At 73.2% G+C, this 26062-nt stretch carries 21 protein-coding genes and 1 tRNA gene; 12 read left to right on the top strand and 10 right to left on the bottom strand.

Annotated features, from left to right (window positions below):
* Positions 1-2 precede the first annotated feature (2 nt).
* Positions 3-3869: a Pls/PosA family non-ribosomal peptide synthetase gene (locus AB0D74_RS30880; RefSeq protein ID WP_362594308.1), complete on the bottom strand. Its 3867-nt coding sequence runs from the start codon at positions 3867-3869 to the stop codon at positions 3-5.
* 360 nt (positions 3870-4229) lie between these two features.
* Entirely contained in the window at positions 4230-4673 is a 444-nt protein-coding gene (locus AB0D74_RS30875; protein WP_362594306.1) for an ATP-binding protein, read from the bottom strand.
* Between the two features lie 242 nt (positions 4674-4915).
* On the opposite strand from AB0D74_RS30875, the gene AB0D74_RS30870 reads away from it, so the two are divergent.
* Positions 4916-5782: a helix-turn-helix transcriptional regulator gene (locus tag AB0D74_RS30870; protein WP_362594304.1), complete on the top strand. Its 867-nt coding sequence runs from the start codon at positions 4916-4918 to the stop codon at positions 5780-5782.
* Positions 5783-5785: 3 nt separating this feature from the next.
* On the top strand, positions 5786-6022 hold the full coding sequence (locus tag AB0D74_RS30865; RefSeq protein ID WP_362594302.1) for a DUF397 domain-containing protein: 237 nt from the start codon (positions 5786-5788) through the stop codon (positions 6020-6022).
* A gap of 103 nt (positions 6023-6125) precedes the next feature.
* On the opposite strand, the gene AB0D74_RS30860 is transcribed toward AB0D74_RS30865, so the two are convergent.
* Positions 6126-6213: transfer RNA gene (locus tag AB0D74_RS30860), tRNA-Leu, on the bottom strand.
* 211 nt (positions 6214-6424) lie between these two features.
* Here AB0D74_RS30860 and AB0D74_RS30855 point away from each other — a divergent pair.
* The 3 genes from AB0D74_RS30855 (at position 6425) to AB0D74_RS30845 (ending at position 9331) form a co-directional block, all read left to right on the top strand.
* Positions 6425-7750, top strand: coding sequence for a M20/M25/M40 family metallo-hydrolase (locus AB0D74_RS30855; RefSeq protein ID WP_362594300.1), 1326 nt, complete (start codon positions 6425-6427; stop codon positions 7748-7750).
* Positions 7751-7912: 162 nt separating this feature from the next.
* Entirely contained in the window at positions 7913-8146 is a 234-nt protein-coding gene (gene chpH / locus AB0D74_RS30850) for a chaplin ChpH (protein ID WP_362594298.1), read from the top strand.
* Positions 8147-8284: 138 nt separating this feature from the next.
* Positions 8285-9331 carry a chaplin family protein gene (locus tag AB0D74_RS30845; protein WP_362594296.1) on the top strand — a complete coding sequence of 349 codons (1047 nt, stop codon included), beginning with the start codon at positions 8285-8287 and terminating at the stop codon, positions 9329-9331.
* An 85-nt stretch (positions 9332-9416) separates the two neighbouring features.
* Here AB0D74_RS30845 and AB0D74_RS30840 read toward each other — a convergent pair whose 3' ends face one another.
* A complete protein-coding gene (locus AB0D74_RS30840; protein ID WP_046732800.1) occupies positions 9417-9605 on the bottom strand; it encodes a DUF5703 family protein in 189 nt (62 codons plus the stop codon).
* A 47-nt stretch (positions 9606-9652) separates the two neighbouring features.
* Here AB0D74_RS30840 and AB0D74_RS30835 point away from each other — a divergent pair, with 47 nt between their 5' ends.
* On the top strand, positions 9653-10363 hold the full coding sequence (locus AB0D74_RS30835; RefSeq protein ID WP_362594294.1) for a hypothetical protein: 711 nt from the start codon (positions 9653-9655) through the stop codon (positions 10361-10363).
* A gap of 99 nt (positions 10364-10462) precedes the next feature.
* Here AB0D74_RS30835 and AB0D74_RS30830 read toward each other — a convergent pair whose 3' ends face one another.
* Complete coding sequence (locus AB0D74_RS30830) at positions 10463-12841, bottom strand: helix-hairpin-helix domain-containing protein (RefSeq protein WP_362594292.1); 2379 nt, start codon at positions 12839-12841, stop codon at positions 10463-10465.
* Positions 12838-13821, bottom strand: a complete 984-nt coding sequence (locus AB0D74_RS30825) for an aldo/keto reductase (RefSeq protein WP_362594290.1) — start codon at positions 13819-13821, stop codon at positions 12838-12840. The genes AB0D74_RS30830 and AB0D74_RS30825 overlap by 4 nt, the downstream gene beginning before the upstream one ends.
* Before the next feature lie 233 nt (positions 13822-14054).
* Between AB0D74_RS30825 and AB0D74_RS30820 the strand changes: the two genes are divergently transcribed.
* Together AB0D74_RS30820 and AB0D74_RS30815 are read left to right on the top strand one after the other, a co-directional pair.
* The gene (locus tag AB0D74_RS30820) at positions 14055-15110 is read left to right on the top strand and encodes an LLM class F420-dependent oxidoreductase (RefSeq protein WP_362594288.1); all 1056 of its coding nucleotides are present in this window, start codon (positions 14055-14057) and stop codon (positions 15108-15110) included.
* 230 nt (positions 15111-15340) lie between these two features.
* A complete protein-coding gene (locus AB0D74_RS30815; RefSeq protein WP_362594550.1) occupies positions 15341-16129 on the top strand; it encodes a ferritin-like domain-containing protein in 789 nt (262 codons plus the stop codon).
* Positions 16130-16171: 42 nt separating this feature from the next.
* On the opposite strand, the gene corA is transcribed toward AB0D74_RS30815, so the two are convergent.
* Entirely contained in the window at positions 16172-17176 is a 1005-nt protein-coding gene (gene corA, locus AB0D74_RS30810; RefSeq protein ID WP_362594286.1) for a magnesium/cobalt transporter CorA, read from the bottom strand.
* 62 nt (positions 17177-17238) lie between these two features.
* Here corA and AB0D74_RS30805 point away from each other — a divergent pair, with 62 nt between their 5' ends.
* The 4 genes from AB0D74_RS30805 (at position 17239) to mshC (ending at position 20716) form a co-directional block, all read left to right on the top strand.
* On the top strand, positions 17239-17925 hold the full coding sequence (locus AB0D74_RS30805) for a histidine phosphatase family protein (RefSeq protein ID WP_362594284.1): 687 nt from the start codon (positions 17239-17241) through the stop codon (positions 17923-17925).
* Between the two features lie 100 nt (positions 17926-18025).
* The gene (locus tag AB0D74_RS30800; protein ID WP_362594282.1) at positions 18026-18616 is read left to right on the top strand and encodes a DUF3090 domain-containing protein; all 591 of its coding nucleotides are present in this window, start codon (positions 18026-18028) and stop codon (positions 18614-18616) included.
* Entirely contained in the window at positions 18580-19395 is an 816-nt protein-coding gene (locus tag AB0D74_RS30795) for an SCO1664 family protein (RefSeq protein ID WP_362594280.1), read from the top strand. The genes AB0D74_RS30800 and AB0D74_RS30795 overlap by 37 nt, the downstream gene beginning before the upstream one ends.
* 91 nt (positions 19396-19486) lie before the next feature.
* Positions 19487-20716 (top strand): cysteine--1-D-myo-inosityl 2-amino-2-deoxy-alpha-D-glucopyranoside ligase, encoded by a 1230-nt coding sequence (gene mshC, locus AB0D74_RS30790; protein ID WP_362594278.1) that lies wholly within the window; start codon positions 19487-19489, stop codon positions 20714-20716.
* Positions 20717-20875: 159 nt separating this feature from the next.
* On the opposite strand, the gene AB0D74_RS30785 is transcribed toward mshC, so the two are convergent.
* The 3 genes from AB0D74_RS30785 to AB0D74_RS30775 form a co-directional block, all read right to left on the bottom strand.
* Positions 20876-21925 carry a PAC2 family protein gene (locus tag AB0D74_RS30785; RefSeq protein WP_362594276.1) on the bottom strand — a complete coding sequence of 350 codons (1050 nt, stop codon included), beginning with the start codon at positions 21923-21925 and terminating at the stop codon, positions 20876-20878.
* A gap of 152 nt (positions 21926-22077) precedes the next feature.
* On the bottom strand, positions 22078-22749 hold the full coding sequence (locus tag AB0D74_RS30780) for a FadR/GntR family transcriptional regulator (protein WP_351703999.1): 672 nt from the start codon (positions 22747-22749) through the stop codon (positions 22078-22080).
* A gap of 55 nt (positions 22750-22804) precedes the next feature.
* A complete protein-coding gene (locus AB0D74_RS30775; RefSeq protein WP_362594274.1) occupies positions 22805-25825 on the bottom strand; it encodes a hypothetical protein in 3021 nt (1006 codons plus the stop codon).
* Positions 25826-26062 lie beyond the last annotated feature (237 nt).

Below are 26062 nucleotides of genomic sequence, written 5' to 3'. Positions count from 1 at the left end.
GCTCAGGGACGCCATGCCTCGATCGGGTTGCCGAGCCAGCGGGTGTCGTCGGGAACCGACTCCGCCGCCATGACGAGCGACGCGGGCCCCAGGGTCGTACGGGCCCCGATCGTGCTGCCGGGCAGCACGATCCCGCCAGGACCCAGTGTGGCGCCCTCACGGAGAACAACAGTATCCGTCCGCAAGATCCGGTCGTGGAAGAGGTGAGTCTGCAGCACACAGCCGCGGTTCACGGTGGCCGCGTCCTCCAGTGTGACCAGATCCGTCTCCGGCAGCCAGTAGCTCTCCACCCAGACGCCCTTGCCGATACGGGCGCCGAGGCCCCGCAGCCAGGCCGTCATCACCGGCGTACCCGGCACCGAACCGGCCAGCCACGGCACCGCCAGCACCTCGACGAAGGTGTCCGCCAGCTCGTTGCGCCACACGAACGAACTCCACAGCGGGTGCTCCCCGCTGCGGTGCCGCCCGACCAGCGCCCACTTGGCCAGCACCGAGACCAGGCCCGCGACCGCTCCGGCACCGAGCAGCACCAGCCCCGACAGGAGCGGCGCCCAGGCACCCAGCGCGCACAGCGCGGCCACCGTCAGACCGGCCAGCGCCACCGAGCACAGCACCGGCACGATCCGGCACGTCTCCACCAGGGCCCGCGCCCACAGCAGCCGGGCCGGCGGCTCGTACGTCCGGCTCTGGTCGCCGTCGGCCGCGCTGCGCGGCAGCTTCACCGGCGGCAGCCCCAGGTACGACGTGCCCTTCTTGGCCTTCTTCGGCGTCGCCGACAGCACGCCCACCAGACCGCCGTCCGGCACACTGCGGCCCGGCGCGGTCATCCCGGAGTTCCCGAGGAACGCCCGCCGCCCGATCTCCGCACGCCCGATCCGCACGTACCCGCCACCGAGCTCGTACGGCGCGGTCAGCGTGTCGTCGGCCAGGAACGCGCCCTCACCGACCGTCGTCAGGCTCGGCAGCGCGAGCACGGTCGACACCTCGGCGCCGCGCCCGATCCGCATCCCGAGCAGCCGCAGCCACACCGGCGTGACCAGCCCCGCGTACAGCGGGAACAGGGTCTCGCGGGAGCGGTCCATCAGCTGGGACACCGTCCACGCCTGCCAGCCGGTCCTGCTGTGCGTCGGGTAGGTGCCGGTGCGCAGCCCGAGGCTCAGCAGCCGCACCGAGACCAGGATCAGCAGCGCGTACGCCAGCCCGAAGGCCAGCGTGGCCGGGACCAGCGCGACCGCCGCGCCCCGCAGGGCCTCGGCCAGGCCGTCGCCGGGGGCCACGAAACGCCCGGCGACCAGCAGCGCGGCGGCACCGGAGAGCACCGGAAGCGCGCTCAGCCCGAGGCCGGTCAGGCCGTACATCACCCGCCAGTACGTGCCGCGCTGCGGCCGGTGCTTGGGCCAGCTCCGCTTGGCCTTGCCCAGCTTCACCGCGGGGGCGCCGGCCCAGCGCTGGCCGGTCGGGATCTGCCCGGTGACCGCCGAACCGGGGGCCACCTCGGCGCGCTTGCCGACGCGGGCACCCGGGAAGAGCATGCTGCGGGTGCCGACGACCGCGTGGGCGCCGATCCGGACCGGGCCGATCACCAGCCGGTCGCCGTCCAGCCAGGAGCCGGACAGGTCCACCTCGGACTCCACGGCCGCGCCGCGCCCGACCCTGAGCAGGCCGGTGACCGGCGGCAGCGAGTGCAGGTCCACCTCGGGACCGATCTTGGCGCCCAGCGCCCGCGCGTACCGCTCCAGCCAGGACCCGGTCAGCGTGGTCGCCCCGGCGAACTCGGCCAGCCGCTCCGCCGCCCACAGCCGCAGGTGGACGGAGCCGCCGCGCGGATACGTGCCGGGCTTCACGCCCCGCAGGAGGAGCCGCGCACCACCGGCCGCGATCGCGATCCGGCCGGGCGGGGTGAAGAGGGCCAGGGCCTCGAGGCCGACCAGCCACCAGGGTGCGGTGGGCAGCCAGCCGTAGCCGCCGAGGACGTTGCCGAGCGCGGCGAGGAGCACCGTCCAGCGCAGTCCGAGGAGGGTGAACAGGGGGAGCAGGAGCAGCAGCTGCACCAGCTGGGCGCCGCGCGGCACCGGCGCGATGGTGCGCTCGGCGCCGTCGTCCTGCACCGACTCCTCCAGCCGGCGGGCCAGCTTGCGCAGCACCGGCTGCTGGTAGATGTCGAGGACGGCCGCGCTCGGGTAGCGGGTGCGCAGCCGGGTGGTCAGCTGGGCGGCGGACAGGCTGCCGCCGCCGATCGCGAAGAAGTCGTCGGAGGCGCTGGACACCGGGATGCCGAGGACCTCGGTCCACTGCTCGGCGACCCAGGCCTCGGTGCCGTACAGCTGCTCGGTGGGGCCGTCGGTCTCCAGGCCCTCCAGGGGCCAGGGCAGGGCGTTGCGGTCGACCTTGCCGGAGGTGCGGGTGGGCAGCTCGGCGACCGGCGCGAGGAGCGGGACGAGGGCGGCGGGCAGCTCGGCGCGGAGCTTCTCGACGGCCGCCGCGTGGTCCCAGCCGTCCTGGGTGACGACATAGCCGACCAGGAGCTGGTTGCCGCTGCGCGCGGTCCGTACGGCCGCCGCGGCGCCCGCGACGCCGGGGAGCGCCTGCAGGGCCGCGTCGACCTCGCCCAGCTCGATCCGGCGCCCGCCGAGCTTGATCTGCTCGTCGGCACGCCCGAGGAAGACCAGCCCCTCGCGGTCGGCGCGGACCAGGTCGCCACTGCGGTACGCCCGCTCCCAGCCCAGTGACTCCAGCGGCGCGTACTTCTCCGCGTCCTTCTCGGCGTCCAGGTACCGGGCGAGGCCGACCCCGCCGATCACCAGCTGGCCGCTCTCGCCCAGGGACACGGGCACGCCCGCGTCGTCCACGACGGCGAGCTCCCAGCCGTTCAGCGGCAGTCCGATGCGGATCGGCTCCTCGCCGGTCATCAGGGCGGCACAGGCGACGACCGTGGCCTCGGTGGGCCCGTAGGTGTTCCAGACCTCGCGGCCCTCGGTGACCAGGCGCTGCGCCAGCTCGGGCGGGCAGGCCTCGCCGCCGAAGATGAGGAGGCGGACGTCGTTGAGGGTCTCGGGCTCCCAGAGCGCGGCCAGGGTGGGCACGGTCGAGACGACGGTGATCTCCTGCTCGACCAGCCAGGGGCCGAGATCGGCGCCGGAGCGCACCTGGGAGCGCGGCACGGGCACCAGGCAGGCGCCGTAGCGCCAGGCGAGCCACATCTCCTCGCAGGAGGCGTCGAAGGCCACGGAGAGGCCGGCCATGACCCGGTCGCCGGGTCCGATGGGCTCCTCGGTCAGGAAGAGCGCGGCCTCGGCGTCCACGAAGGCGGCGGCACTGCGGTGGGTGACGGCGACGCCCTTGGGCTTGCCGGTGGAGCCGGAGGTGAAGATGATCCAGGCGTCGTCCTCGGCGCCGGGCCGGCCGGCGGCCTTCTCGGACCGGTGGCGCACGTCGATGTGCAGCCCCTCGCCGAGGACGACCGCCACCTCCGCCTCGCCGAACACCAGTGCGGCCCGCTCGTCCGGGTCCTCGGCGTCGACGGGCACGTAGGCGGCACCGGCCGCGAGCACGCCGAGCACGGCGATGTAGAGGTCGTTGGTCCCGGACGGCACCCGGACGCCCACCCGGTCGCCGAGCCCGATGCCGGCCTCGGCCAGCCGCCGCCGCAGCCGCGCCACCTCTATGGCGAGCGCGCGGTAGCTGAGCTGGGTGGTGCCGTCGTCCAGCGCGGGCTCGTCGGGGTGCGCCCGCACCGTCGCTTCGAACACGTCGACCAGGGTGCGCGGCGAGGCCGCCGCCCCGGCGGAGAAGCGTGCCGTGTCCCCGAACTCCTCGCGGATCTCATCGTCGAGCAGGCCGAGAGCACTGCTCTCGTCAATCGCTGCCATCCGGTCCTCGCGTCTCGTTCCCGGAACCTCCGGGGTGCCGGCGGGCCCGCAGGTCTGCCTGGGGTTGTCCGGCTCCGGCTAGGTAACAAGCCGGAAATATTAGTACGACGCTAGGCTCCCGTTCATCTCGCGGCCACCCGAAGGCAGCCGTTCGGAGCAGTCCCTTGAATCTTAAGGCACTCCTGACCTGGGATTCTCCGTGAACGGCGAGAGATGGGCCACACAGCGTGAGGCAGGTCAACTCCATGTGTCCGGCGGCCCGTACGACGACGGCCGGCCCGGCGGCGAAGAGGGGGGAGAGATCGCCGCGGAACCGGCCGTCGCCGTGGGGGCGGAGGAGACGTCACGGGGCGCCGCGCGTCACACGGCGCTGACCTCGGCCCAGATGGACTTGCCCCAGGGCAGGTTGCCCACACCCCAGCGGCCCGAGCAGAGCGCGTCGAGGATCAGCAGGCCGCGCCCGCGGTCCCGTTCGACCGAGATGGGCCGCAGCCGGGGATGGCGGCCCAGCGGGTCGTGCACCTCGACCCGGGTCCGGGAGCCGTCCGTGTCGATGAGGAGCCGGACCGGGTCGTCCGGGTCGGTCTCGTAGCGCAGGGAGTTGGTGACCAGCTCGCAGGTGACCAGGGCGACCGCGTCGATGTGGTCGCGGGAGGCGTCGGGGGTGTGGTGCGCGATGAAGTCGCTCACGAACAGCCGGGCGGCTTTGGCCGACTGAGGCTCGCTGGCCAGTAACAGGACCGGCGGCGGGGCGACTTGCAGGGGGCGGGGTTCGGTCGTGGTGCTCCGCTGGCGTTCGATCATGTGCATCCCCTCACGGGCATGTCCCAACGCAGGCACGGTAGTTCGCCATGCGAGTGCGGTCGCTGTCGTATTTCCCGGATTCATGGTGCCTTCACGGCACAGTCGATCGCAATACGTCCCACCGGATGTGAAATATTGCGCATCGAGTCGAGAGACTTGCGGCACAAGTCGTCAGCCGGTGGCGGGGGTCGGGGCGGCACGGGCAGACTGTCCGGCAGTTCACCGGAGAGAAGGGGGAATCCGTGAGCACGCCCACGGTGCGCCGGCGACGGCTCGGTGCGAAGTTGCGCGAACTGCGCGGCGAACTCACCCTCGACGAGGTCGCCGAGCACTCCGAGGGCGCGTTCGTCTCCTCCAAGCTGTCCCGGATGGAGACCGGCAAGACGGCCCCCAAGGCAGCGGACATCCAGGCGCTGCTCCACCTGTACGGCGAACTCGGCCGCGACGTCAGCGACGAGCTGCGCGCGGCCCTGATCACCCTCACCAAGGAGGGCGGCCGGCGCGACTGGTGGCACTCGTACCGGGGTGTCCTCACCCCGGTGTACGAGGACCTGATCAGCCTGGAGGCGGAGGCCGAGACGGTCTCCACCTGGCAGCTGGGCATGGTCCCCGGACTGCTCCAGACCGCCGAGTACGCCCGCGAGATCATCCGGGCGACCGCCATGTCCGAGGCGGTCGAGGCACGGGTCGACGCGCTCGTCGAGGTACGGCTGGCACGCCAGGCCGTCCTCACCCGGGACAGCGACCCGCTGGCGCTCTGGGCGATCGTCTCCGAACAGGCCCTGCGCTCCACCACCGAGGATCCCGCCCTGATGTACGAGCAGTTGGGGCGCCTGCTTACGATGGGGCGGCGTCCGAACATCAACATCCAGGTGTTGAGGTCGGACGCTCCCCTGCACGCCGGGCTCACCGGCACCTTCAGCATCCTGGGCTTCGGTCCGCACACGGACCTGGACGTCGTCCACCAGGAAGGGCTGACCTCCGCCCTGTACATCGAGGAACGTGATCGGGTCTCCACGCACCGGGCCGCGTGGCAACGCCTCACGTCTGCCGCCGAGTCCGTCGAGGCGTCGGTGGAACTGATCACCCAGATAAGGAAGAACGAATAGCGAATGAAGCACGTTGACGACGCGTCGACTCTGCCGGTGTCCTGGTGGAAGTCCTCGGCGTCCGCATCACAGTCCGACTGCGTGGAATGCGGGATCGTCGACGAGGCGACGGTCGCCGTCCGCGACAGCAAGCGGCCCGACGGGCCCGCGCTCCTGCTGGACCGCGCCACGCTCCGTGCGTTCACCTCCGCCGTGGCCCTCCGTGAGGGTCGAATAGGCGGCTTGGACGGCCTCGGCTGAGAGAGCGGCGTCCACCGGTGAGGTGGCCGCCCACGCTCTGCCCCGATACCGCTCCAAAACAAAGAAACCCCTGCTCAGCAGGGGTTTCTTTGTGTTCGTCTCTTGGTGTCCGAGGGGGGACTTGAACCCCCACGCCCGATAAAGGGCACTAGCACCTCAAGCTAGCGCGTCTGCCATTCCGCCACCCGGACAAGGTGTCTGTCGTGCGAAGTGTTCCGTGCGGGTTTCCCTCGCGGCGACGGAGGAAACACTACCAGGCTTTCGGGGGCGGTCGATCACACCCTGTTTCCGGCTCGTGGGGCGTGAACGGCGTGTGACGGGCCGGGACCGGCCTTGGGCCCGGACCGGGAAGGGAGAGAGGATGGCGGGGACCGGCCGGCAGTGACAGCAGGAGGAAGCAACGTGAGCGAGACGGACACGGCCAAGGGCGTCACCGGCGAGGACGAGGTCGTGGACCTCTGCCGCGAGCTGATCCGGTTCGACACCAGCAACTACGGGGACCACTCCGGTCCCGGCGAGCGCAAGGCCGCCGAGTGGGTCGCCGAGAAGCTCGCCGAGGTCGGCCTGGACCCGGAGATCTTCGAGTCCCACCCGGGCCGCGCGTCGACGGTGGCCCGCATCGAGGGCACGGACCCGTCCAGGCCCGCCCTCCTCATCCACGGCCACCTCGACGTCGTACCGGCCAACGCCGACGACTGGACCCACCACCCCTTCTCCGGCGAGGTCGCGGACGGGTGCGTGTGGGGGCGGGGCGCCGTCGACATGAAGGACATGGACGCGATGACCCTGGCGGTCGTACGGGACCGGCTGCGCAGCGGCCGCAAACCGCCCCGGGACATCGTGCTGGCGTTCCTCGCCGACGAGGAGGCCGGCGGCACCTGGGGCGCCCGGCACCTGGTCGACAACCACCCGGGCCTCTTCGAGGGCGTCACCGAGGCGATCAGCGAGGTCGGCGGGTTCTCCTTCACGGTGAACGAGCAGCGCCGGCTCTATCTCATCCAGACGGCCGAGAAGGGCATGCACTGGATGAAGCTGAAGGTGGCCGGCACCGCGGGGCACGGCTCGATGATCCACCGCGACAACGCGATCACCGAGCTGTCCGAGGCCGTCGCCCGCCTCGGCCGGCACAAGTTCCCGGTCCGGGTCACCAAGACCACCCGGGCCTTCCTCGACGAGCTGGGCGACGCGCTCGGCACCGAGCTGGACCCGGAGGACATGGAGTCGACGCTGGCCCGGCTCGGCGGCATCGCCAAGCTGATCGGCGCGACGCTCGGCAACACCGCCAACCCGACCCAGCTGAACGCCGGCTACAAGGTCAACGTCATCCCCGGCGAGGCCACCGCACACGTGGACGGCCGCTTCCTGCCCGGGTACGAGGAGGAGTTCCTCGCCGACCTGGACCGGATCCTCGGCCCGAACGTGGTCCGCTCGGACGTCCACTCGGACAAAGCCCTGGAGACCAGCTTCGACGGGGCCCTGGTGGAAGCCATGCAGTCCTCGCTGCTCGCCGAGGACCCGACCGCCAAGGCCGTCCCCTACATGCTCTCCGGCGGCACCGACGCCAAGTCCTTCGACGACCTCGGCATCCGCGGTTTCGGCTTCGCGCCCCTCAAGCTGCCGCCCGAGCTGGACTTCGCGGGCATGTTCCACGGCGTGGACGAGCGGGTGCCGGTGGACGGGCTCCAGTTCGGCGTCCGCGTCCTCGACCGGTTCATCGACGCGTCGTGAAACCGTACGCGTCGTGAAGCCCTGGCTTCAGGTAATCGGGCGGCTGTGCGAGGTCGACTGAAAAGAGTGAATGCGACGATAAGCTCGTAGCTCCATTACTCCCTCCTCGTTACATCTCATGCGATCCGCTACTTGGAATCGCATTGCCAACAAGGAGGAATAATGCTCAAGAAGGTCGTCGCTGCTGCGGTTGCCACTGGTGGTCTGGTTCTCGCGGGCGCGGGCCTGGCCGCCGCCGACTCGGGTGCCCAGGGCGCTGCCGTGGGTTCCCCGGGTGTCATCTCCGGCAACGTGATCCAGGTTCCCGTGCACGTCCCGGTGAACGTCTGCGGCAACACGATCTCCGTGATCGGGCTGCTGAACCCCGCCTTCGGCAACACCTGCATCAACAAGTGACGCCGACTCCCTGAGGGGCGTCGTCTTTCCGTCGGCCCCGGAGCGCGCGCCATGCGCTCCGGGGCCGACGGGTTTTTCCGCGGGATATTTCCGCGGTGAATGCAGGGTCAGGAACCAAGGCAGGGGGGAATTCATAAAATGCGACAGGGTACCCGCAAGGGCCTTGTGACAGTGGCCGCGGCGACCGGCGTGATCGCCGCGGCGAGCGGCTACGCCCACGCCGACTCGGGCGCCGCCGGCTCCGCCACCGACTCACCCGGCGTGCTGTCCGGCAACACGGTGCAGGCGCCGGTGCACGTCCCGGTGAACGTCTGCGGCAACACGGTCAACGTCGTCGGCGCCCTCAACCCGTCGATGGGCAACAAGTGCGCCAACCCCGGTGTCGGGCGCGGCGCTTCGACGGGCTACGGCGACAGCGGCGGCTACGGCGATCACGGCGGCCACGGCAGCCATGGCGGTCACGGCGGCTCGCACGCCGGGGGCCACACCGCGGGCTCGCCCGGCGTCGGCTCGGGCAACACCGTGCAGGCGCCCATCGACGTCCCGGTCAACGTCTGCGGCAACAGCGTCAACGTCATCGGCATCGGCAACACCGCGGCGGGCAACGAGTGCGCCAACGACGGGAGTTCCAGCCACCCGGGGCACCCCGGCCACCCGGGTGGCGGCCACCCCACGCAGCCGCCCGGACACGGTGGGCATGGCGGCCACGGCGGCCATGGAGGACACGGCGGTCACGGCGGTCACGGTGGGCATGGTGGTCACGGCGGCCACGGGACGCCCCCCGGGCACGGGGGAGACGGGAGCAACCCACCCGGGAATCCGGGGAATCCGGGGAACCCTGGAACTCCGGGTCAGCCCGGACACCCGGGAACCCCAGGTCAGCCGGGACAACCTGGGCACCCGGGCACCCCGGGCACTCCTGGTCAGCCGGGGCACCCCGGCACTCCGGGCCAGCACCCGGGAACGCCCCCCGCTCACTCCGGCAACAACACCGTGCCGCCCGGCACCCACGGCTCCGGCCACGTCGCCCCGCTGGGTGGCGGCGCCTCGGTGAGTCAGCCCGTCGCCGCCCCGCAACTCGCGCACACCGGCAGTGACCTCTCGCTCGGGCTCACGCTCCCGGCGGGCGCGGGCGCACTGCTCGCGGGCGCGGTGCTCTACCGCAGGGCGCGCGCCGCGGCGTAGCGCACGGACGGTGACGCACCGGAAGCGGTGCGTGGAACGGGACGGGCCCCGTCGACGCGGGGCCCCTTCCGTCAGTCGGCCAGTCTCACCATGTGGCACGCACCTGGCGGATGATCCGCCGGCGCAACCGCACCCTGCGGCTGCCGTCGCGCATGAGGCTCAGTCGGTCCAACTCCCAGTGTCCGTACTCGGCATGGTCCGTCAGCAGACGTGTGGCCTCCTTGCGGGACACCCCGCGAGGTACGTACACGTCGACAAATTCGTATTCCGGCATCGCATCTATTGTGCGGGCTGGTGCCCGGTACGGATAGCGTCTGCACTATGTCTGATGCTGCGCAGCCCACCGCTGCCGAGGTACGCGCCGCCGCCGAGGCGGTCAAGACCGCGCTCGACCGCCATCTGGCCGCGGTCGAACGCAGGTCGGGGGAGGACGACCCGGCTGTCTACGAGGCGTTCAACCAGCTGGCCGCGGCCGCCGAGGTCTACGACGAGCTCCTGTACGACCGCTACGACGAGGTCACACCCTTCGAGATCCCCGGTACGGACGACTCGCTGCCGCCGTACGCGGGTCCCGAGGAGCCGAACGCGATCAGCGTGCTGATCCGCCGCGACTACGCCGTGGCGGAACCGCAGCGGCTGCTGGCGCAGGCCCAGCGGGTCGAGGCGGCGGAGTACGACGACGGCCCCGGCGCGGACGAGGACGCGGCCGGCACGATCCACGGGGCGCTGGGCGTCCTGTTCGGCGAGTTCGAGCCGGACGAGATCGCCTCCCGGCACAAGGAGTTCGGCCTGGAGGAGGGCGACTCCACGCTCTGGGTGACCGCGGCGGACGAGCCGGCCGAGCCCGGCGAGTGGCTGGAGGTGCCCTTCGAGGGCGTCGACCCGCAGCGGGTGGTGTGCCGCTTCGACGTCAGCGCGGTATTCGACGACGAGGACACGGAAGGCGCCGAGGACGCCGGGGAGACCGACGAGCTGGACGACCTCGACCTGGACGAGGACGAGGATCTGGAGCCGTTGGACGCCGAGCGCTGATCCGCCGACCGGCGGTGCCTTCCGGGGGTCGAGTCCGGACGGGCACCGCCGGTCGCTGCCGTTGCGGGGTGGGCACCGCGGCGGCCGGGCCGGGTCCGGTCAGTTCGCGGCCGGCACCTGCGTCTTCAGCAGCAGCGGCAGGCGGGTGGTCCGCGGCTTCGGCAGGGTCTCGGCGACCGCCTTCGGCAGGGCCTGTTCCACACCGTGCACCACCGACAGGTGGCGCTCCGCCCGGCTGAACGCCGTGTACACCCAGGGGCGGCTGAGGGCCTGTACCGCGTCCCCGGGCAGCACCACGACCGCCGCCGGCCAGCGGCTGCCCGCCGCCTGGTGGGCGGTCAGGGCCCAGCCGTGCCGGACGGCCTGCTCCACCCGCTCCTTCGGTACGACCACGGGCGCGCCCGCGCACGACAGGTGCAGCCCGTCGGCGTCCGCCTTCACCACCTGGCCGCAGACCGTACGGCCCGGCGCGGGGGAGTAGGCGATCCGGTCACCGGGGTCGAAGCCGCCGAACCGGCCGGGACCCGGATTGAGCCGTTCCTTCAGCGCCGTGTTGAGGGCGCGGGTGCCGGCCGCTCCGCCGTGGCCTGGAGTGATCACCACGGTCTGCCCGGCGGGGACGCCGAGCGCGCGCGGGACGGAGTCGGCGACCAGCTGCACCGTCCGGTGCACCGCCTCGCCCGCGTCCCGCACCGGGACGATCACGACCTCCTTGCCGGGCGCCTCGACCTGGGTGAGCTCGCCGACGCCGATCCCGGAGACCAGCTCGCCGAGCGGGCCCGGGTCGGGCGTGCGGGAGGCGATCTGCGGGCACACGCGGGCCGCCAGGAGGTCCGCGAAGACCCGCCCGGGGCCCGCGGACCACAGCGCCGCCGGATCCCCGCTCAGCACCAGCCGGGCACCGTCGGGCAGCGCCTCCACGAGCATCGCCGCGCCCTCCACGTCCAGCTGCGGGGCGTCCAGCACGATCAGCAGGTCGAGGGCGAGGGCGCCGTCCGCGTCCCGGCCGGGCCCCGCGGCCCCGGCGAGCAGGTCGGCAACGGTGCCCTCGGTGTCCGCAGTGCCCTCGGTGTCCGCAGTGCCCTCGGTGTCCGTGCCGCCCGCCAGACGCCGGCTGCCGTCGGGGGTGTGGGTGGCCGCGAAGGCCCGCAGACCGGCCGCCCGGGCGGCGGCGAGCAGGGCGGCGGGTTCGGCGCGGGCCGCCTCGCCGCCCGTGTGCAGCACCAGGCCGTGCCCGGCGACCGCCCGCGCCAGCTCCGCCGCGCCGCCGGAGGCCGCCGCCGCGACCGTCTCCCAGGGCTCCGAGTCGTCCTTGGCCAGGGAGTTGACCAGCCGGGCCAGCCCGTCGGCGAGGCTCTCCTCGGCCAGCGCGTACCGCTCCAGGGCGACCAGGACCCGGACCGGACGCTCCTCCTCGTCGTCCTCGGGCTCCGGGGCGCCGGGATCCAGGGGGTCCCGGAAGGCCAGCGCCTCGCCCTCCTCGAGCGCGCCCTGCACGGCCGCCTCCGGGTCGGGTACCGACCGCTGGGCCAGCGCGGCGGTGAGCGCCGGCATCTCCAGCGCGGTGTGCCCGGCCACGGCCGCCTGCTCCAGGAGCCAGCCGGTCACCGCCCGGCCGCGTCGCTCGTCGTCCGGACCGCACTCCGCGCCGAGCAGCGCCCGCGCGAACCCGTCGGCCTGGTCCGGCCGTACCCCGGTGACCCGGAGCAGCTGCCAGGGGTCCTCCCGCAGCACCGTGTCCGCGCCCTCGCCGAGAGCGGCGGCGGCCTCGGGCGCGAGCGACTCGGGCGCACCGCCGTCGGCCAGGACCCGGCGGACCTCCGCGATCGTCTCCGCGGCGGGCCCGGCGGCGGCCGGCGCGGGCCGGCGGACGGGCTCCGGGGCGGTGGCCGCCCGCTGCGGGGCCGGTTCCGGTGCCGCGAACACGGTGGCCGCCGGCTTGTCGCCGCTCTCCACGGCCCGGATCGCGGCGAGCAGATTCGCCGCCGGCCCGCTGAGCTTGGCCCCGCTCTCGATCGGCCCCGCCTTCTCGGCCTTCCGCCGCGCGATCCGCTCCCGCTCGACCCGCTGAGCGGCCAACTCGGCCGCGGCCTCGGACTGCTGGGCCGCACCGTCGGCACCACCCCCGTCCCCGGCCGCACCGCTCGCCGCACCCCCGTCGTCGGAGCCGGCCGCACGGGCCTCGGCGGCCTCCGTCCTGTTGCCTTCGGCCGCACGGGCTGCGGCGGTCCCCGTCGCACCGCCGTCCTCCGCCGCGCTGTCCCCTGCCGCCTCGTTCGCCTCCGACGAGGAACCGCCGCGCGCGGCCCCGCCGCTGCCGTCGTCCGCCCCGGTGGTGTCGGTCGCCCCGGACCCGGCGGTGGCCGTGCCGCTCGCCGCGGCCGGGCCGGCGGTGAGGTCGCCGGTCTCCGTCGTGCTCCCGGCGGTCGTGCCCTCGTCGGCCTCGGGCTTGGCGCCCAGCCCCGGCTCCGTGCTCACAGCGTGCTCCAGTCGTGATCGGGATAGCGGTGCACGGGCACCGACACGTCGTCGAGCGCCCGGCAGATCTCGTCAGGAAGCGTAAGCGCCTCCACTGACAACGCCCCCGCGAGCTGCTGCGCGTTGCGCGCGCCGACGATCGGCGCGGCCACGCCCGGCCGGTCCCGCACCCAGGCGAGCGCCACCTGGAGCGGGGTGACCGCGAGCCCGTCCGCCGCCGTCTGCACCGCGTCCACGATCCGGGTGGCGGTGTCGTCGAGGTACGGCTCGACGAACGGTGCCAGATGCTCGGAGGCGCCGCGCGAGTCCGGGGGAGTGGCGTGCCGGTACTTCGCGGTCAGCACGCCCCGGCCCAGCGGGGAGGACGGCAGCAGGCCGATGCCCAGGTCGAGGGCGGCGGGCAGCACCTCGCGCTCGATGCCCCGCTGGAGCAGCGAGTACTCCAGCTGGGTGCTGGCCAGCCGGGTGCGGGTGCCGGGCGCCGCGAGCTGCCAGGTCGCCGCCTTCGCCAGCTGCCAGCCGCAGAAGTTGGAGACCCCGGCATACCGGGCGCGTCCGCTGCTCACCGCGAGGTCGAGGGCCTGCAGGGTCTCCTCCAGCGGGGTGTCCGGGTCGTAGGCGTGCACGTGCCAGACGTCGACGTAGTCGGTGCCGAGGCGGGCCAGGGAGGCGTCCAGCGCGGCGAGCAGGTGGCCGCGGGAGCCGTTGAAACGCCGGTCGGGGTCGGGGACGCTGCCCGCCTTCGTCGAGACGACCAGGTCCCGCCGTGGCACCAGCCCTTCTATGAGCTGCCCGAGCAGATACTCGGCCTCGCCGTCGCCGTACACGTCCGCGGTGTCGACGAGGGTCCCGCCGGCCTCCCAGAACGCCTTCAGCATGTCCGCGGCGTCGTGCTCGTCGACGTCCCGGCCCCAGGTGAGGGTGCCGAGTCCGATTCTGGACACACGCAGGCCGGTACGGCCGAGATGCCTCTGCTCCATGCCCGCGAGATTACTGGCCAGAGCTGGTGCGTTGGGTTGCCTGTGGATAACCGATTTCCCCAGGAGAGCGGGACGATGCAAGGGGCGGGACTGGACCAACCAAGGGGCGCGGGGAACTGCGCGACCAGCGCCCACCTACCCGCAGCCGAACGCGCACCGATCCCCCGTGCAGAAAACCTCCGCGCTAAGGTCTCTCGCGACAGCGACGTTACTGATCGGTAAGGGGAGCGGCCATGCAGCTCGGGATCAACCTCGGCTACTGGGGTGCCGGGATGGACGGGGACAATCTGGCCGTGGCGCAGGAGGCCGAGCGGCTCGGGTACGCCGTGTGCTGGGCCGCCGAGGCCTACGGCTCCGACGCCGCCACCGTGCTCAGCTGGGTCGCCGCCCAGACCGAGCGCATCGACGTCGGCTCGGCCATCTTCCAGATCCCGGCCCGCCAGCCGGCCATGACCGCGATGACCGCCGCGACCCTCGACTCCCTCTCCGGCGGCCGTTTCCGCCTCGGCCTCGGCGTCTCAGGACCCCAGGTCTCCGAGGGCTGGTACGGCGTCAAGTTCGACAAGCCGCTCTCCCGCACCCGCGAGTACGTGGAGATCGTGCGCAAGGCGATGACCCGGGAACGGCTCTCCTACGAGGGCGAGCACTGGACCCTGCCGCTGCCGGGCGGCCCCGGCAAGCCGATCAAGCTGACCGTGCACCCGGAGCGCGAGCACATCCCGGTCTACATCGCCGCCATCGGCCCGAAGAACCTGGAGCAGACCGGCGAGATCGCCGACGGCGCGCTGCTGATCTTCCCCTCCGCCGAGCACCTGGAGGAGACGGCCGTCAAGTACCTGCGCGCGGGCCGCGAGAAGGCCGGCCGGACCCTCGACGGGTTCGACATCTGCCCGACGCTGCCGCTCGCCGTCGGCGACGACAAGGACGTGGCCTCGCTCGCCGACACCTTCCGGCCCTACACCGCGCTGTACGTCGGCGGCATGGGCAGCCGCAAGCAGAACTTCTACAACCAGCTCGCCCAGCGCATGGGCTACGAGCGGGAGGCCGCCGAGATCCAGGACAAGTACCTGTCCGGGGACAAGAACGGGGCGGCTGCCGCCGTACCGCAGGAACTCATCGACCAGACCACGCTGCTCGGCTCCGTGGACCGGATCGCCGACCGGATGAAGGCCTACGCCGCCGCCGGGGTCACCACGCTCTCCCTCGCGCCCGCCGGATTCGCGCTGGACGAGCGGCTCGCCTCGCTGCGGGCCGGCGCCGAGGCCCTGGAGCGCGCCGGGCTCGCGTGAACACCTGAGAGGTGAGAGAAGTCCGCGGCCGTGGTGGGGGCTCGGGGGGTCTTCCCCGCCACGGCCGTCACGCAGAACAACGCGCCCGTGCCCGCTCGGTTACGCCCCCGGCGTGACCCCGCGGCTCCTCCTTTCGGCCGAGTCCGCCCGCACACCTGTTGCAGCGGCTCCGACGCGGCATTTGACTCGTTCTCTGCGGGTCTGGTGAGTCCTCCGGAGAGGTGCCCACGATGCTTTCGGCCAGGAGTCTGTTCCAGGAGATCCTCGACAACGACGAGTCCTTCCGGCTCTTCTGCTCCATCGCGGCCGGCGGGGAGGCCCAGGGCGGCTGGGAGAACGCGCGGATCGCCGCGCTGGTACCGCGGAGCGAACGCGGCCTCGCCCCCAAGATCACCCGCCACGGCGCCGACGAGGACAAGCACGGGCGCATCTTCCACGCTCTGCTGAAGAAGCGCGGCCTCGCCGCCGTTGCGGTGCCGGCCGACACCGACTACACGATGATCCTGGAACGGCACGGCATCGGCCTCGCCCACGACCGGCTCCGGGCCGACCGGCCGCTCACCGTGCCGGACCTCGTCACCTACCTCGCCCACAGCCGGGTCACCGAACAGCGCGCCGCCGAGCAGATGGCGCTGCTGCGCCGGTACTTCGCCGACCACCCCGACGTGGGCCGCGCGGTGCGCATGATCTCCGGCGACGAGGACAACCACCTCGCCTACTGCCACGAGGAACTGCTGCGGTTCGCCGCCGCCGGGCACGGCCGCACCATCCAGCGCACGCTCCGCGCGTGCGCCCTCGCCGAGATCCGCATCTACCGGGACGTCAGCCTCGCCGTCATGGCCCGCATGGGCCGCATCCTCGGCTGGCCGAGGCCCAAGTCCGCGCTCCTGGCCTTCGGTATCCACGCCGTCTACGCCTACGAACGCGTGGCCGGCTGGCGCCGCATGGTCTCCCTGCGGATGCCGGAGCACAGGAACGCCCTGGGCGGCCCCGCGGCCCCCGCCCCCGAGTTCGCCTGAGCCCGCCCGGGCCCGACCGAGTCCGGGGGCCGCGGGCGTCCCTCACATCCAGCCGCGGCGCTTGAACGTCCGGTACAGCGACAGCTCCAGCAGGACCATGAACACGATCACCGCCGGGTACGCCCAGAGCCAGTGCAGCTCGGGCATGTGGTCGAAGTTCATGCCGTAGATCCCCGCGATCAGCGTGGGGACCGCGGCCATCGCCGCCCACGCGGAGATCTTCCGCATGTCGTCGTTCTGCCGCACGCTCATCTGGGCGAGATGGGCACCGAGCACGTCCGACACCAGCCGGTCCAGTCCTTCCACACTCTCGTTCACCCGCAGCAGGTGGTCGTTGACGTCCCGGAAGAACGGCCGGGCCGACGCGTGCACGAACGGCACGGTCACGCCGCTCCCGTACGGGCCCACTCCCGCCAGCTTGGTCATCGGCAGCGCCAGCGGCACGGTCGCCCGGCGGAACTCCAGGATCTGCCGCTTGAACGTGTAGATCCGCGACGCGGTGTGCCGGGAGCCGCCGCCGCTCGGCGAGAACACCTCGGCCTCCAGCTCCTCCAGGTCGTTCTGCAGCTCGGTCGCGACCTCCAGGTAGTGGTCCACGACCGCGTCGGAGATCGAGTACAGCACCCCCGTCGGCCCGTGCTTGAGCATCTCGTGCTGCTCCTCCAGGTGCCGCCGGATGTCGCCGAGCGGCGAGGGCGTCCCGTGGCGCACGGTGACCACGAAGGAGTCCCCGATGAAGAGCATCAGCTCGCCGGAGGTCACCGTGTCGCTCTTCGCCTCGTACGTCACCGGCTTCAGGACGACGAACAGCGAGTCGTCGTACACCTCCAGCTTGGGTCGCTGGTGGGCGGTCAGGGCATCCTCGACGGCCAGCGGATGCAGCCCGAACTCGTCGGTGACCAGGTCGAACTCGCGCTCCGTCGGCTCGTACAGGCCGATCCACAGAAAACTGTCGCCACGCGCGCGTGCCTCCGCGAGGGCGTCGGAGAAGTCCTGCGGGGTCTCCGTCCGCTCCCCGTCCCGGTAGATGGCGCAGTCGACGATCACGGAGCGTATTCTCCCGTCGGCCGCCCGCCTGCGCACTTCGGGGTGCGCCTACCCTGGGCGGCATGCCCACGCTGATCCTCGTAAGGCACGGACGGTCCACCGCCAACACCTCGGGCGTGCTCGCCGGCTGGACGCCGGGCGTCGCCCTCGACGAGCGGGGGGCCGCCCAGGCCGCCGCACTGCCCGGCCGCCTCGCCGGGCTGCCGATCTCCGAACTCGTCACCAGCCCGCTGCAACGCTGCCAGGAGACGGTCCGCCCGCTGCTCGACGCCCGCCCCGGGCTCACCGCCCACACCGACGAGCGGATCGGGGAGGCCCACTACGGCGACTGGTCCGGCCGCAAGCTCGCCGAGCTCAAGGACGAGCCGCTGATGGAGGTCGTCCAGGCCCACCCGTCGGCCGCCGCGTTCCCGGGCGGCGAGTCCATGCGGGCCATGCAGACCCGTGCCGCCGAGGCGGTCCGCGAGTGGAACGCGCGCGTGGAGCGCGATCACGGCGCGGACGCCGTCTATGTCATGTGTTCGCACGGTGACATCATCAAATCCCTCGTCGCGGACGCGCTCGGTCTGCATCTCGACCTCTTCCAGCGGATCTCCGTCGAACCGTGTTCCATCACCGCGATCCGCTACACCCGGCTCAGGCCGTTTCTCGTTCGTCTCGGGGACACCGGGGATTTCGCCTCCCTTGCCCCCCGCGAGGAACCCCCGGGGGAAGACGCCACGGTCGGTGGCGGCGCCGGCGCGCCGTGATCGTCGGCCGCAGTAGGGTGAAGCGATCCACGTAAGCGGCCCACCGGCCGTGTCGTCGCCCTCCCGAAACCCACGCACTCTCGACTCATGGAGACAGGACGTGTCCCGTCAGGTGTTCCTCTACGATCCGCCGGACCGCTTCGTGGCGGGCACGGTCGGAATGCCCGGACGCCGTACGTTCTTCCTCCAGGCCACGGCCGGCCCCCGGACGACCAGCGTGGCCCTGGAGAAGACCCAGGTCGCCGCACTCGCCGAGCGCATGGACGAACTCCTCGACGAGGTCGTGCGCCGCAGCGGCGGCAACGCGGCCGTGCCCGCCGTCGCGCCCGCCGAGATCGGCGACAGCGCCCCCCTCGACACCCCCGTCGAGGAGGAGTTCCGCGTCGGCACCATGGCGCTCGCCTGGGACGGCGAGGAAGAGCGCATGATCGTCGAGGCGCAGGCCCTCGTGGAGCTGGAGGCCGACTCCGAGGAGGACCTCGCCGAGGCCGAGGAGCGGCTCCTCCAGGACGAGGAGAACGGGCCCCCGATGCTGCGGGTCCGGCTGACCGGCGCGCAGGCCAGGGCCTTCGCCAAGCGCGCCCTCGACGTCGTCAACGCCGGGCGGCCACCGTGCCCGCTGTGCAGCCTCCCGCTCGACCCGGAAGGACACGTATGTCCGCGCCAGAACGGATACCGCCGCGGAGCGTGACCGCCGCCGAACTGCTCGCCCACGGTGAGCTGAAGGTACGCGGTCGCATCCGCGACGCCTCCAACGCGGCGCTGTTCTGCACGGTCGCGCACGACGGCCAGGAAGCGTCCTGCGTCTACAAGCCGGTCGCCGGGGAACGCCCGCTGTGGGACTTCCCCGACGGCACCCTCGCCCAGCGCGAGGTGGCCGCCTACGAGGTCGCCGCGGCCACCGGCTGGGACCTGGTCCCGCCGACCGTGCTGCGCGACGGCCCGTACGGCGAGGGCATGGTCCAGCTGTGGATCGACGTCGACCCCGGAGGCACCGAACTGCTCGCCCTGGTGGACGGGGAGGAGCCCGAGCCCGGCTGGAAGGCGATCGGGCTCGCCGAGGTCGGCGACGGCAAGACGGCGCTGCTCGTGCACGCCGACGACGAACGGCTGCGCCGGCTCGCCGTCCTCGACGCCGTCATCAACAACGCCGACCGCAAGGGCGGCCACCTGCTGCCCACCGCCGACGGCCGGCTCTACGGCATCGACCACGGCGTCACCTTCAACGTCGACAACAAGCTGCGCACCCTGCTGTGGGGCTGGGCGGGCGAGGAGCTGACCGACGAGGCCGTCGAGGTCCTCAAGGGCCTGCGCGAGGCCCTCGGCGGACCGCTGGGCACCCGGCTGGCCCAACTGATCACCGCGGCCGAACTGGACGCCACGCGCGCGCGTGTCGAGACCTTGCTCACCGAGGGCAGGCACCCGGAGCCCAGCGGCGAGTGGCCGGCCATCCCCTGGCCGCCCGTATAGCCCCACCAGCACATCCCGGCCCCGAGATCAAGACGGCGTTCCCGGCCCTCCGGTTCGTATACCGAACTCGGGTCCGGTTACGCTCATGTACATGCATGCCTGGCCCGCTTCCGAGGTCCCCGCCCTGCCTGGTCAGGGCCGCGACCTGAGGATCCACGACACCGCGACCGGCGGTCTCGTCACCCTTGACCCCGGTCCCGTCGCCCGTATCTACGTCTGCGGCATCACGCCGTACGACGCGACCCACATGGGGCACGCGGCGACCTACAACGCGTTCGACCTCGTTCAGCGCGTGTGGCTCGACACCAAGCGGCAGGTGCACTACGTCCAGAACGTGACGGACGTCGACGACCCGCTCCTGGAGCGCGCGGAGCGCGACGGCGTCGACTGGGTCGCCCTCGCCGAGCAGGAGACCACCCTCTTCCGCGAGGACATGACCGCCCTCAGGATGCTGCCGCCGCGCCACTACATAGGCGCGGTCGAGGCCATACCCGGCATCGTGCCGCTCGTCGAACGCCTGCGCGACCTCGGTGCCGCCTACGAACTCGACGGCGACGTCTACTTCTCCGTCGGCTCCGACCCGCACTTCGGCCAGGTCTCCGGCCTCGACGCGGCGGCCATGCGGCTGCTGTCCGCCGAGCGCGGCGGCGACCCCGACCGCCCCGGCAAGAAGAACCCGCTCGACCCGATGCTGTGGATGGCGGCCCGCGAGGGCGAACCGAGCTGGGACGGCGGCTCGCTCGGCCGTGGCCGCCCCGGCTGGCACATCGAGTGCGTGGCCATCGCCCTCGACCACCTCGGCATGACCTTCGACGTCCAGGGCGGCGGCTCCGACCTCGCTTTCCCGCACCACGAGATGGGCGCCTCGCACGCCCAGGTCCTCACCGGCGAGTTCCCGATGGCCAAGGCGTACGTCCACGCCGGCATGGTCGCCCTCGACGGCGAGAAGATGTCCAAGTCCAAGGGCAACCTGGTCTTCGTCTCCCAGCTCCGCCGCGACGGCGTCGACCCGGCGGCCATCCGCCTCGCCCTCCTCTCCCACCACTACCGGGCCGACTGGGAGTGGACCGACCAGGTCCTGGCCGACGCCGTGGCCCGCCTGGACCGCTGGCGCGCGGCGGTCTCCCGCCCGGACGGCCCGCCCGCCGAGTCCCTGGTGGAGCAGATCCGCGAGGCCCTCAGCAACGACCTGGACGCGCCCGCCGCGCTGGCGGCCGTCGACCGCTGGGCGGCCCTCCAGCAGGAGCAGGGCGGCACGGACACGGGCGCCCCAGGTGTCGTGTCCCGAGCGGTGGACGCCCTGCTGGGCGTGGCCCTCTAAGAAACGCCGACCCCCGCGCCCCGCCGTCAGGCTTTCAGGGGCGCGGGGAACTGCGCGACCAGCCACGACTCACCTGCACCGCACACACGACGCGCACCCCTCAACGGCCGGCAGGGCCGACGAGAAGGGGCGGCACGCATCTCGCGTACCGCCCCTGTCTCAGTCCTCCGAGGTGTCCTCGCCGTCCGGCCCGGAATCCCCGCCGGTGTCCCCGTCCTCCCCGGGATTCCCGGCATTGCCGGCGCCCCCGGGCGTGTCGGGCTTCGGCGGTCGAGGCGGCCGGGCCTTGCCGCCGGGGCTCCCGGGGTTGTCCCGCAGGTACGACGCACTGTCGCTGCCGTCCGCCGTGGCGTGACCGCCGGGCGGGTTCACGTCCCGGCGCCGCAGATACCGCTCGAACTCACGCGCGATGGCCTCGCCCGACGCCTCCGGCAGCTCCGCGGTGTCCCGGGCCTCCTCCAGCGTCTGCACGTACTCCGCGACCTCGCTGTCCTCCGCCGCCAGCTGGTCCACCCCGACCTGCCAGGCGCGCGCGTCCTCGGGCAGCTCGCCCAGCGGGACCCGCAGGTCGAGCAGGTCCTCCAGCCGGTTCAGCAGCGCCAGCGTGGCCTTCGGGTTGGGCGGCTGCGAGACGTAGTGCGGGACGGCAGCCCAGAGCGAGACCGCCGGCACCCCGGCATGCGTGCACGCCTCCTGGAGGACGCCGACGATGCCCGTCGGACCCTCGTACTTGGTCTCCTCCAGGTCCATCCGCTGTGCCAGGTCCGCGTCCGAGGTGACCCCGCTGACCGGCACCGGACGCGTGTGCGGGGTGTCCCCGAGCAGCGCCCCCAGGACGACCACCAGCTCGACGCCCAGCTCGTGGGCGAAGCCCAGCAGCTCGTTGCAGAACGAGCGCCAGCGCATGGACGGCTCGATGCCCCTGACCAGCACCAGGTCCCGCGGCTTCTCGCCGCCGACCCGGACCACCGACAGCCGTGTCGTCGGCCAGGTGATCTTGCGCACGCCCGCGTCCATCCACACCGTGGGGCGGTTCACCTGGAAGTCGTAGTAGTCCTCGGCGTCGAGCGCCGCGAACACCTCGCCCTTCCACTCCCGCTCCAGGTGCGCGACCGCGGTGGAGGCGGCGTCGCCGGCATCGTTCCAGCCTTCGAACGCGGCCACCATGACTGGGTCGATCAGCTCTGGAACCCCCTCCAGCTCGATCACCCAGTGCCTCCTTCCGACGTGCCCTCGCGTACGCCCCAACCTTACGGCGTGAGGCGGGGGCGCCCGCAGCCCCCTTGCACGGGGGAGTGAACGGATCACTGCCCCGTTCGCCGCCCTCGAACACACCGGCTTGCGGGGAGCCGGCAAGCGCTTCACAGGCTGCTGCGCAGCCACTGCTCCACGCTCGCGATGTGCACGGTCGCCCAGGACCGGGCCGCCTCCGCGTCCCGGTCGCGCAGCGCGGCCAGGATCGCCCGGTGCTCCCGCAGGGTCCGGGCGACCGCGTCCTCCTGGGTCAGGCCGCGCCAGATCCGGGCCCTGGTCGTCGGTCCCGACAGCCCGTCAAGAAGCGAGCACAGCACCGAGTTTCCCGAGCTCTGCACGATGCCCCGATGGAACTCCAGGTCGCAGGCGACCAGTTCCTCCACCGACGGCTCGGCGCCGAGCGCGTCCAACTGGGCGTCCAACGCGTCCAGTTGCTGCTCGCTGATCCGGGAGGCGGCCATCGAGGTCGCGGCCGGCTCCAGGATCCGGCGCACCGCGAGGAACTCCAGGACCGTGTCGTCGCGGTGGAAGTCGACGACGAAGCTCATCGCCTCAAGGAGCAACTGCGGATCGAGACTCGTGACATACGTGCCGTCGCCCTGCCGGACGTCCAGGATCCGGATCAGCGACAGGGCCCGTACCGCCTCCCGCAACGAGTTGCGGGACAGGCCGAGTTCGGCGGCGAGCTCGCTCTCCTTGGGCAACCGTTCTCCGGGGCGCAGCGCACCGGAGACGATCATGTCCTTGATCTTCTCGATCGCCTCATCGGTGACTGCCATACCGGCCTCCCTGTCGCTCAGACATCCGATGTCTCGGTCACATTATGCGGCCTGGTCAGGCGGGCCGGTCGTCGCTCTCCCGGACCGGTCCTTCGGGTGCCTCGCGGGGCAGGGACGGGGTGTCGGCCGGGGTGGTGCCGGGGCCGGAGCCGGGGGTGCCGTCGTGTGCCAGGTGCGACTGCAGCCGCAGATGCCGGAACTCGAAGTACGCCCCGGACCGGCGCAGGACGCCCCGCCGGTGGGCGTCCTCCAGGAACGCCATCAGCCGCCAGGGCAGCCTGCCGGTCACCCCGAGCCAGACCCGCGCGACGGCGAACCGGCCCCAGGCGCTCAGGGCCACCGCCGTGGTGCCCATCGGGAGCCACAACTGGGTGCCGACGTGCACCAGTCCGCCCCAGTCGCCGGGCAGCAGCACCACCGGCACGCAGACGCACGCGACGAGCAGGGCGACGACACCGCCCCGGGTGAAGGACGCCGTCCGGTCCGTGCGCAGGGAGGAGGCGGGGCCGGTCGCGCGCAGGGCGTCGGACGGCACGCTCAGCGCCCGGTAGACCCCGCACACGCAGCCGCCCACCAGCCCGACCAGCACTCCGGCGGCCACGAACGGCGGCAGACACCGGGCCGCGAACGCGCTGGCCGGGCCCTGGGTCAGCCAGGCACGGGCGTCCGGCGGCAGCACCGACCGCAGGTCGGCCGCGTACGCGACCGTCGCCCGCCCGCCGGCCGACGCCCCGGCGAGGCGCACGGTCACCGCTCCGGCCCGGGACTCGAACTCCGTCTCCCGCGACCGGAAGGCCACACACCTGCGCTCCGGCACGAGCGGGACCGTGCAGTCGGGCGGCTCCGCCCCCCACGGGTAGGCGATCGGCAGGGCCCCGGCACCGGGGAGCAGCAGCGTTCCCCGCAACGGCCGTGCCGTGGCCGCCGTCCTGACCCCGTCGCGCTCCGTGAACCGCCAGCCGTCGAGGTGCCGCCCGGCGAGGTCGGGCGCGGCACCGGACTTGAGGAGGGTCACGCCCGTCGCGGCGAGCCCGGCGACCGTGCAGGCGGTGACGCCGGTCAGCAGCGTGACGGCGGTGCCCCGGACCAGGCCCGCCGCGAACCGCCGCACGACCCGCCCGGGCCGGGCCGGCAGGGCGCCCTCCCGTCCGGCCCGGCGGGTGGCGCTCACCAGCAGGGCGGTGCCCGCTCCCGCGGCCGTGACGCCCACCAGCACCGTCCAGGGATCGCCGGTCCGGCCCAGCAGCACCGTCCCCGCCGTGCCGGCCCCGCCGAGCAGCAGGACCGCCCCGCACAGCCGGGCCGTCGCGCGTTCCCCGGCACCGCTCCACGGCAGACCGAGCGGCACCGGCCGCCGGGACAGTCCCGCGGTGCCGAAGAACAGGGTGAACAGGAGGGAGAACAGGCCCCCGCCGAGCAGATCGGGGAGCCAGCCGTCGGTCACCGACCCGAAGCGGAAGCCGAACCGCAGGTCGTCGGCGTACGCGAAGGCCGCCCACAGCACCCCGGTCACCCCGACGGCGGTCAGCCCCTGCCGGACGAGGAACCGCGGGTCCGGGCCGCCGCCCGCCGGTCCGCCGCCCGGCCGGTCCGGGCCGTCAGGCAGCAGCCGCGCCACCCCGAAGGCGAAGCCCAGGGTCTGTCCCACCAGCGCGGCGACGAGCGACAGGACGTCCTCGACACCCGTCAGCCGGTGCACGGCACGGGTGACCGTGACGGGCACCAGCAGCGCCGCCAGCACGGCCATGGACAGCAGCCCCGGCCCGAACACCCGCAGCGCACGCGGCAGCAGCGACTCCAGCTCCCACCACGCCAGCCGCCCCGTGTCCCGCCGGTGCAGCGCCCGCGCCAGCAGGGTGAGCCGCCGTACCGCGTCGGTCGCCGTACGCGGATCGGCGTCCGCGAAGGCGGCCGGTACGAAGGCCCCGAGCAGGTGCTCCTCGACCGCGCCGACCGAGGCGAAGCGCTCCTGGTCGAGCAGTTCCGAGGGGTCCCGGGAGGTGTCGCCGTAGACCGCGCGGGCCAGCGTCACCATCAGGGGGGTGGTGAGCGCCCGGGCGGGGGCGGAGCCGGGGCGCCGGGCGAGTTCCCGCAGCACCGGCGTCCACACGGTGCCGGGTGCCCCGTCCGCGGTGCGCAGCGGCCGTGCCGTCCGCTCCAGGTGGGCCGAGGCCTGGGCGAGGTCCAGGGGCAGGAGCTCGACCACCTCGGCGGCGGTGAGCACGTCGCAGTCGGCGACCGCGGCCGACCAGGCCGCGCGGCGGCTGGTGAGCAGCAGGGGCAGGTCGTCGTCGAGTTCGGCGTTGATGCGCCGTACGGCATCCCCGTAGGCGGGCCGGGCCAGCTCGTCGAAGCCGTCGAGGACGGGCAGCACCAGACCGGTGTCCAGCAGGGAGCGGGCGAGGGTGCGGGACCCGTCGAGCACGGCGCCCAGCGGCCGGTAGTCGGCGGCCAGCCGGTCCGCGAGCCAGTCGCGCAGCCCGGTGTGCCGGGGGTCCCAGCCGGCCAGCGGGAAGAGCACCGGCACCGGTCCGCCCGGGCGCCGGGCGGCGAGCCGGGCGAGGACGAACCGCATCGCCAGCACGGACTTGCCCGCGCCGGGGCCGCCCAGGACCACCAGCCGGCGGCCGGGAAAGCCGGCGAACCAGGCGGCCAGGTCCTCGATCCGCCACGCCCGTGGCGCGGGGAGCAGGCCGCCGCCTCCGACGTTCTCCGGATGGTCGGCGAGCCGCCGGTCCGCGGGCGCCCAGCCCACCTCGATCGGCTCCGGGTCCCGGAGCCGCCGCAGCCGGGCCTCCGCCGCCCACTGCTCCCGTACGGCCTCGGCCAGCGCGTCGGCGGCCCGTAGCCGGTCCTCGTCGGCCGACCGCGGGGCCGGGTCGGCATCCCCGCGCAGTACGTCGGCCACGAGCGCGGCGACCGACACCATGGTGCCGATCGCCGAGACCAGGACGCCCTCGGTGGCGGCGTCGTCCCACGAGAACCGCAGCACGCCGGTGAGGGCGGCGAGGGCCGCCGCGCACGCCGACAACCCCAGGCGCCGCCGCACCCGGGCACTCTGCCATCCGCCGCGCATATGCCGCTCCCGGTCGTGCCGTGCCGGCACCGCATACCGTCGAGCCTGCGTGCCCGTGCCTGCGTGCCGTAACGACCCGTTCTAGCCGCAGGACCTCTGGCGAACCCGCTGTTCGAAACACGTGTGAGGGAGCGCGCGGGGGTGTTCGGGGGGCGGCTGGTGGCACGGGCGCCCTGCCCGGGCAGATACGACGGGCACATGGCAGCGGCAAGCGACCCACGGGCACGGCGGACCCCG

The sequence above is a fragment of the Streptomyces sp. NPDC048278 genome (assembly GCF_040652195.1).
Taxonomy (GTDB): Bacteria; Actinomycetota; Actinomycetes; order Streptomycetales; family Streptomycetaceae; genus Streptomyces.
The sequence above is the reverse complement of the archived record's forward strand: the minus strand, read 5'-3'. Positions and strand labels throughout refer to the sequence as shown.

Coding starts and splice junctions, on each gene's coding strand:
- AB0D74_RS30820 (WP_362594288.1), top strand. CDS start 14,055: ATGCAGCTCGGGATCAACCTCGGCTACTGGGGTGCCGGGATGGACGGG.
- AB0D74_RS30835 (WP_362594294.1), top strand. CDS start 9,653: ATGTCTGATGCTGCGCAGCCCACCGCTGCCGAGGTACGCGCCGCCGCC.
- AB0D74_RS30865 (WP_362594302.1), top strand. CDS start 5,786: ATGAAGCACGTTGACGACGCGTCGACTCTGCCGGTGTCCTGGTGGAAG.
- AB0D74_RS30775 (WP_362594274.1), bottom strand. CDS start 25,825: ATGCGCGGCGGATGGCAGAGTGCCCGGGTGCGGCGGCGCCTGGGGTTG.
- AB0D74_RS30795 (WP_362594280.1), top strand. CDS start 18,580: ATGTCCGCGCCAGAACGGATACCGCCGCGGAGCGTGACCGCCGCCGAA.
- AB0D74_RS30840 (WP_046732800.1), bottom strand. CDS start 9,605: ATGCCGGAATACGAATTTGTCGACGTGTACGTACCTCGCGGGGTGTCC.
- AB0D74_RS30780 (WP_351703999.1), bottom strand. CDS start 22,749: ATGGCAGTCACCGATGAGGCGATCGAGAAGATCAAGGACATGATCGTC.
- AB0D74_RS30825 (WP_362594290.1), bottom strand. CDS start 13,821: ATGGAGCAGAGGCATCTCGGCCGTACCGGCCTGCGTGTGTCCAGAATC.
- chpH (WP_362594298.1), top strand. CDS start 7,913: ATGCTCAAGAAGGTCGTCGCTGCTGCGGTTGCCACTGGTGGTCTGGTT.
- mshC (WP_362594278.1), top strand. CDS start 19,487: ATGCATGCCTGGCCCGCTTCCGAGGTCCCCGCCCTGCCTGGTCAGGGC.
- AB0D74_RS30880 (WP_362594308.1), bottom strand. CDS start 3,869: ATGGCAGCGATTGACGAGAGCAGTGCTCTCGGCCTGCTCGACGATGAG.
- AB0D74_RS30875 (WP_362594306.1), bottom strand. CDS start 4,673: ATGATCGAACGCCAGCGGAGCACCACGACCGAACCCCGCCCCCTGCAA.
- AB0D74_RS30815 (WP_362594550.1), top strand. CDS start 15,341: ATGCTTTCGGCCAGGAGTCTGTTCCAGGAGATCCTCGACAACGACGAG.
- AB0D74_RS30845 (WP_362594296.1), top strand. CDS start 8,285: ATGCGACAGGGTACCCGCAAGGGCCTTGTGACAGTGGCCGCGGCGACC.
- AB0D74_RS30805 (WP_362594284.1), top strand. CDS start 17,239: ATGCCCACGCTGATCCTCGTAAGGCACGGACGGTCCACCGCCAACACC.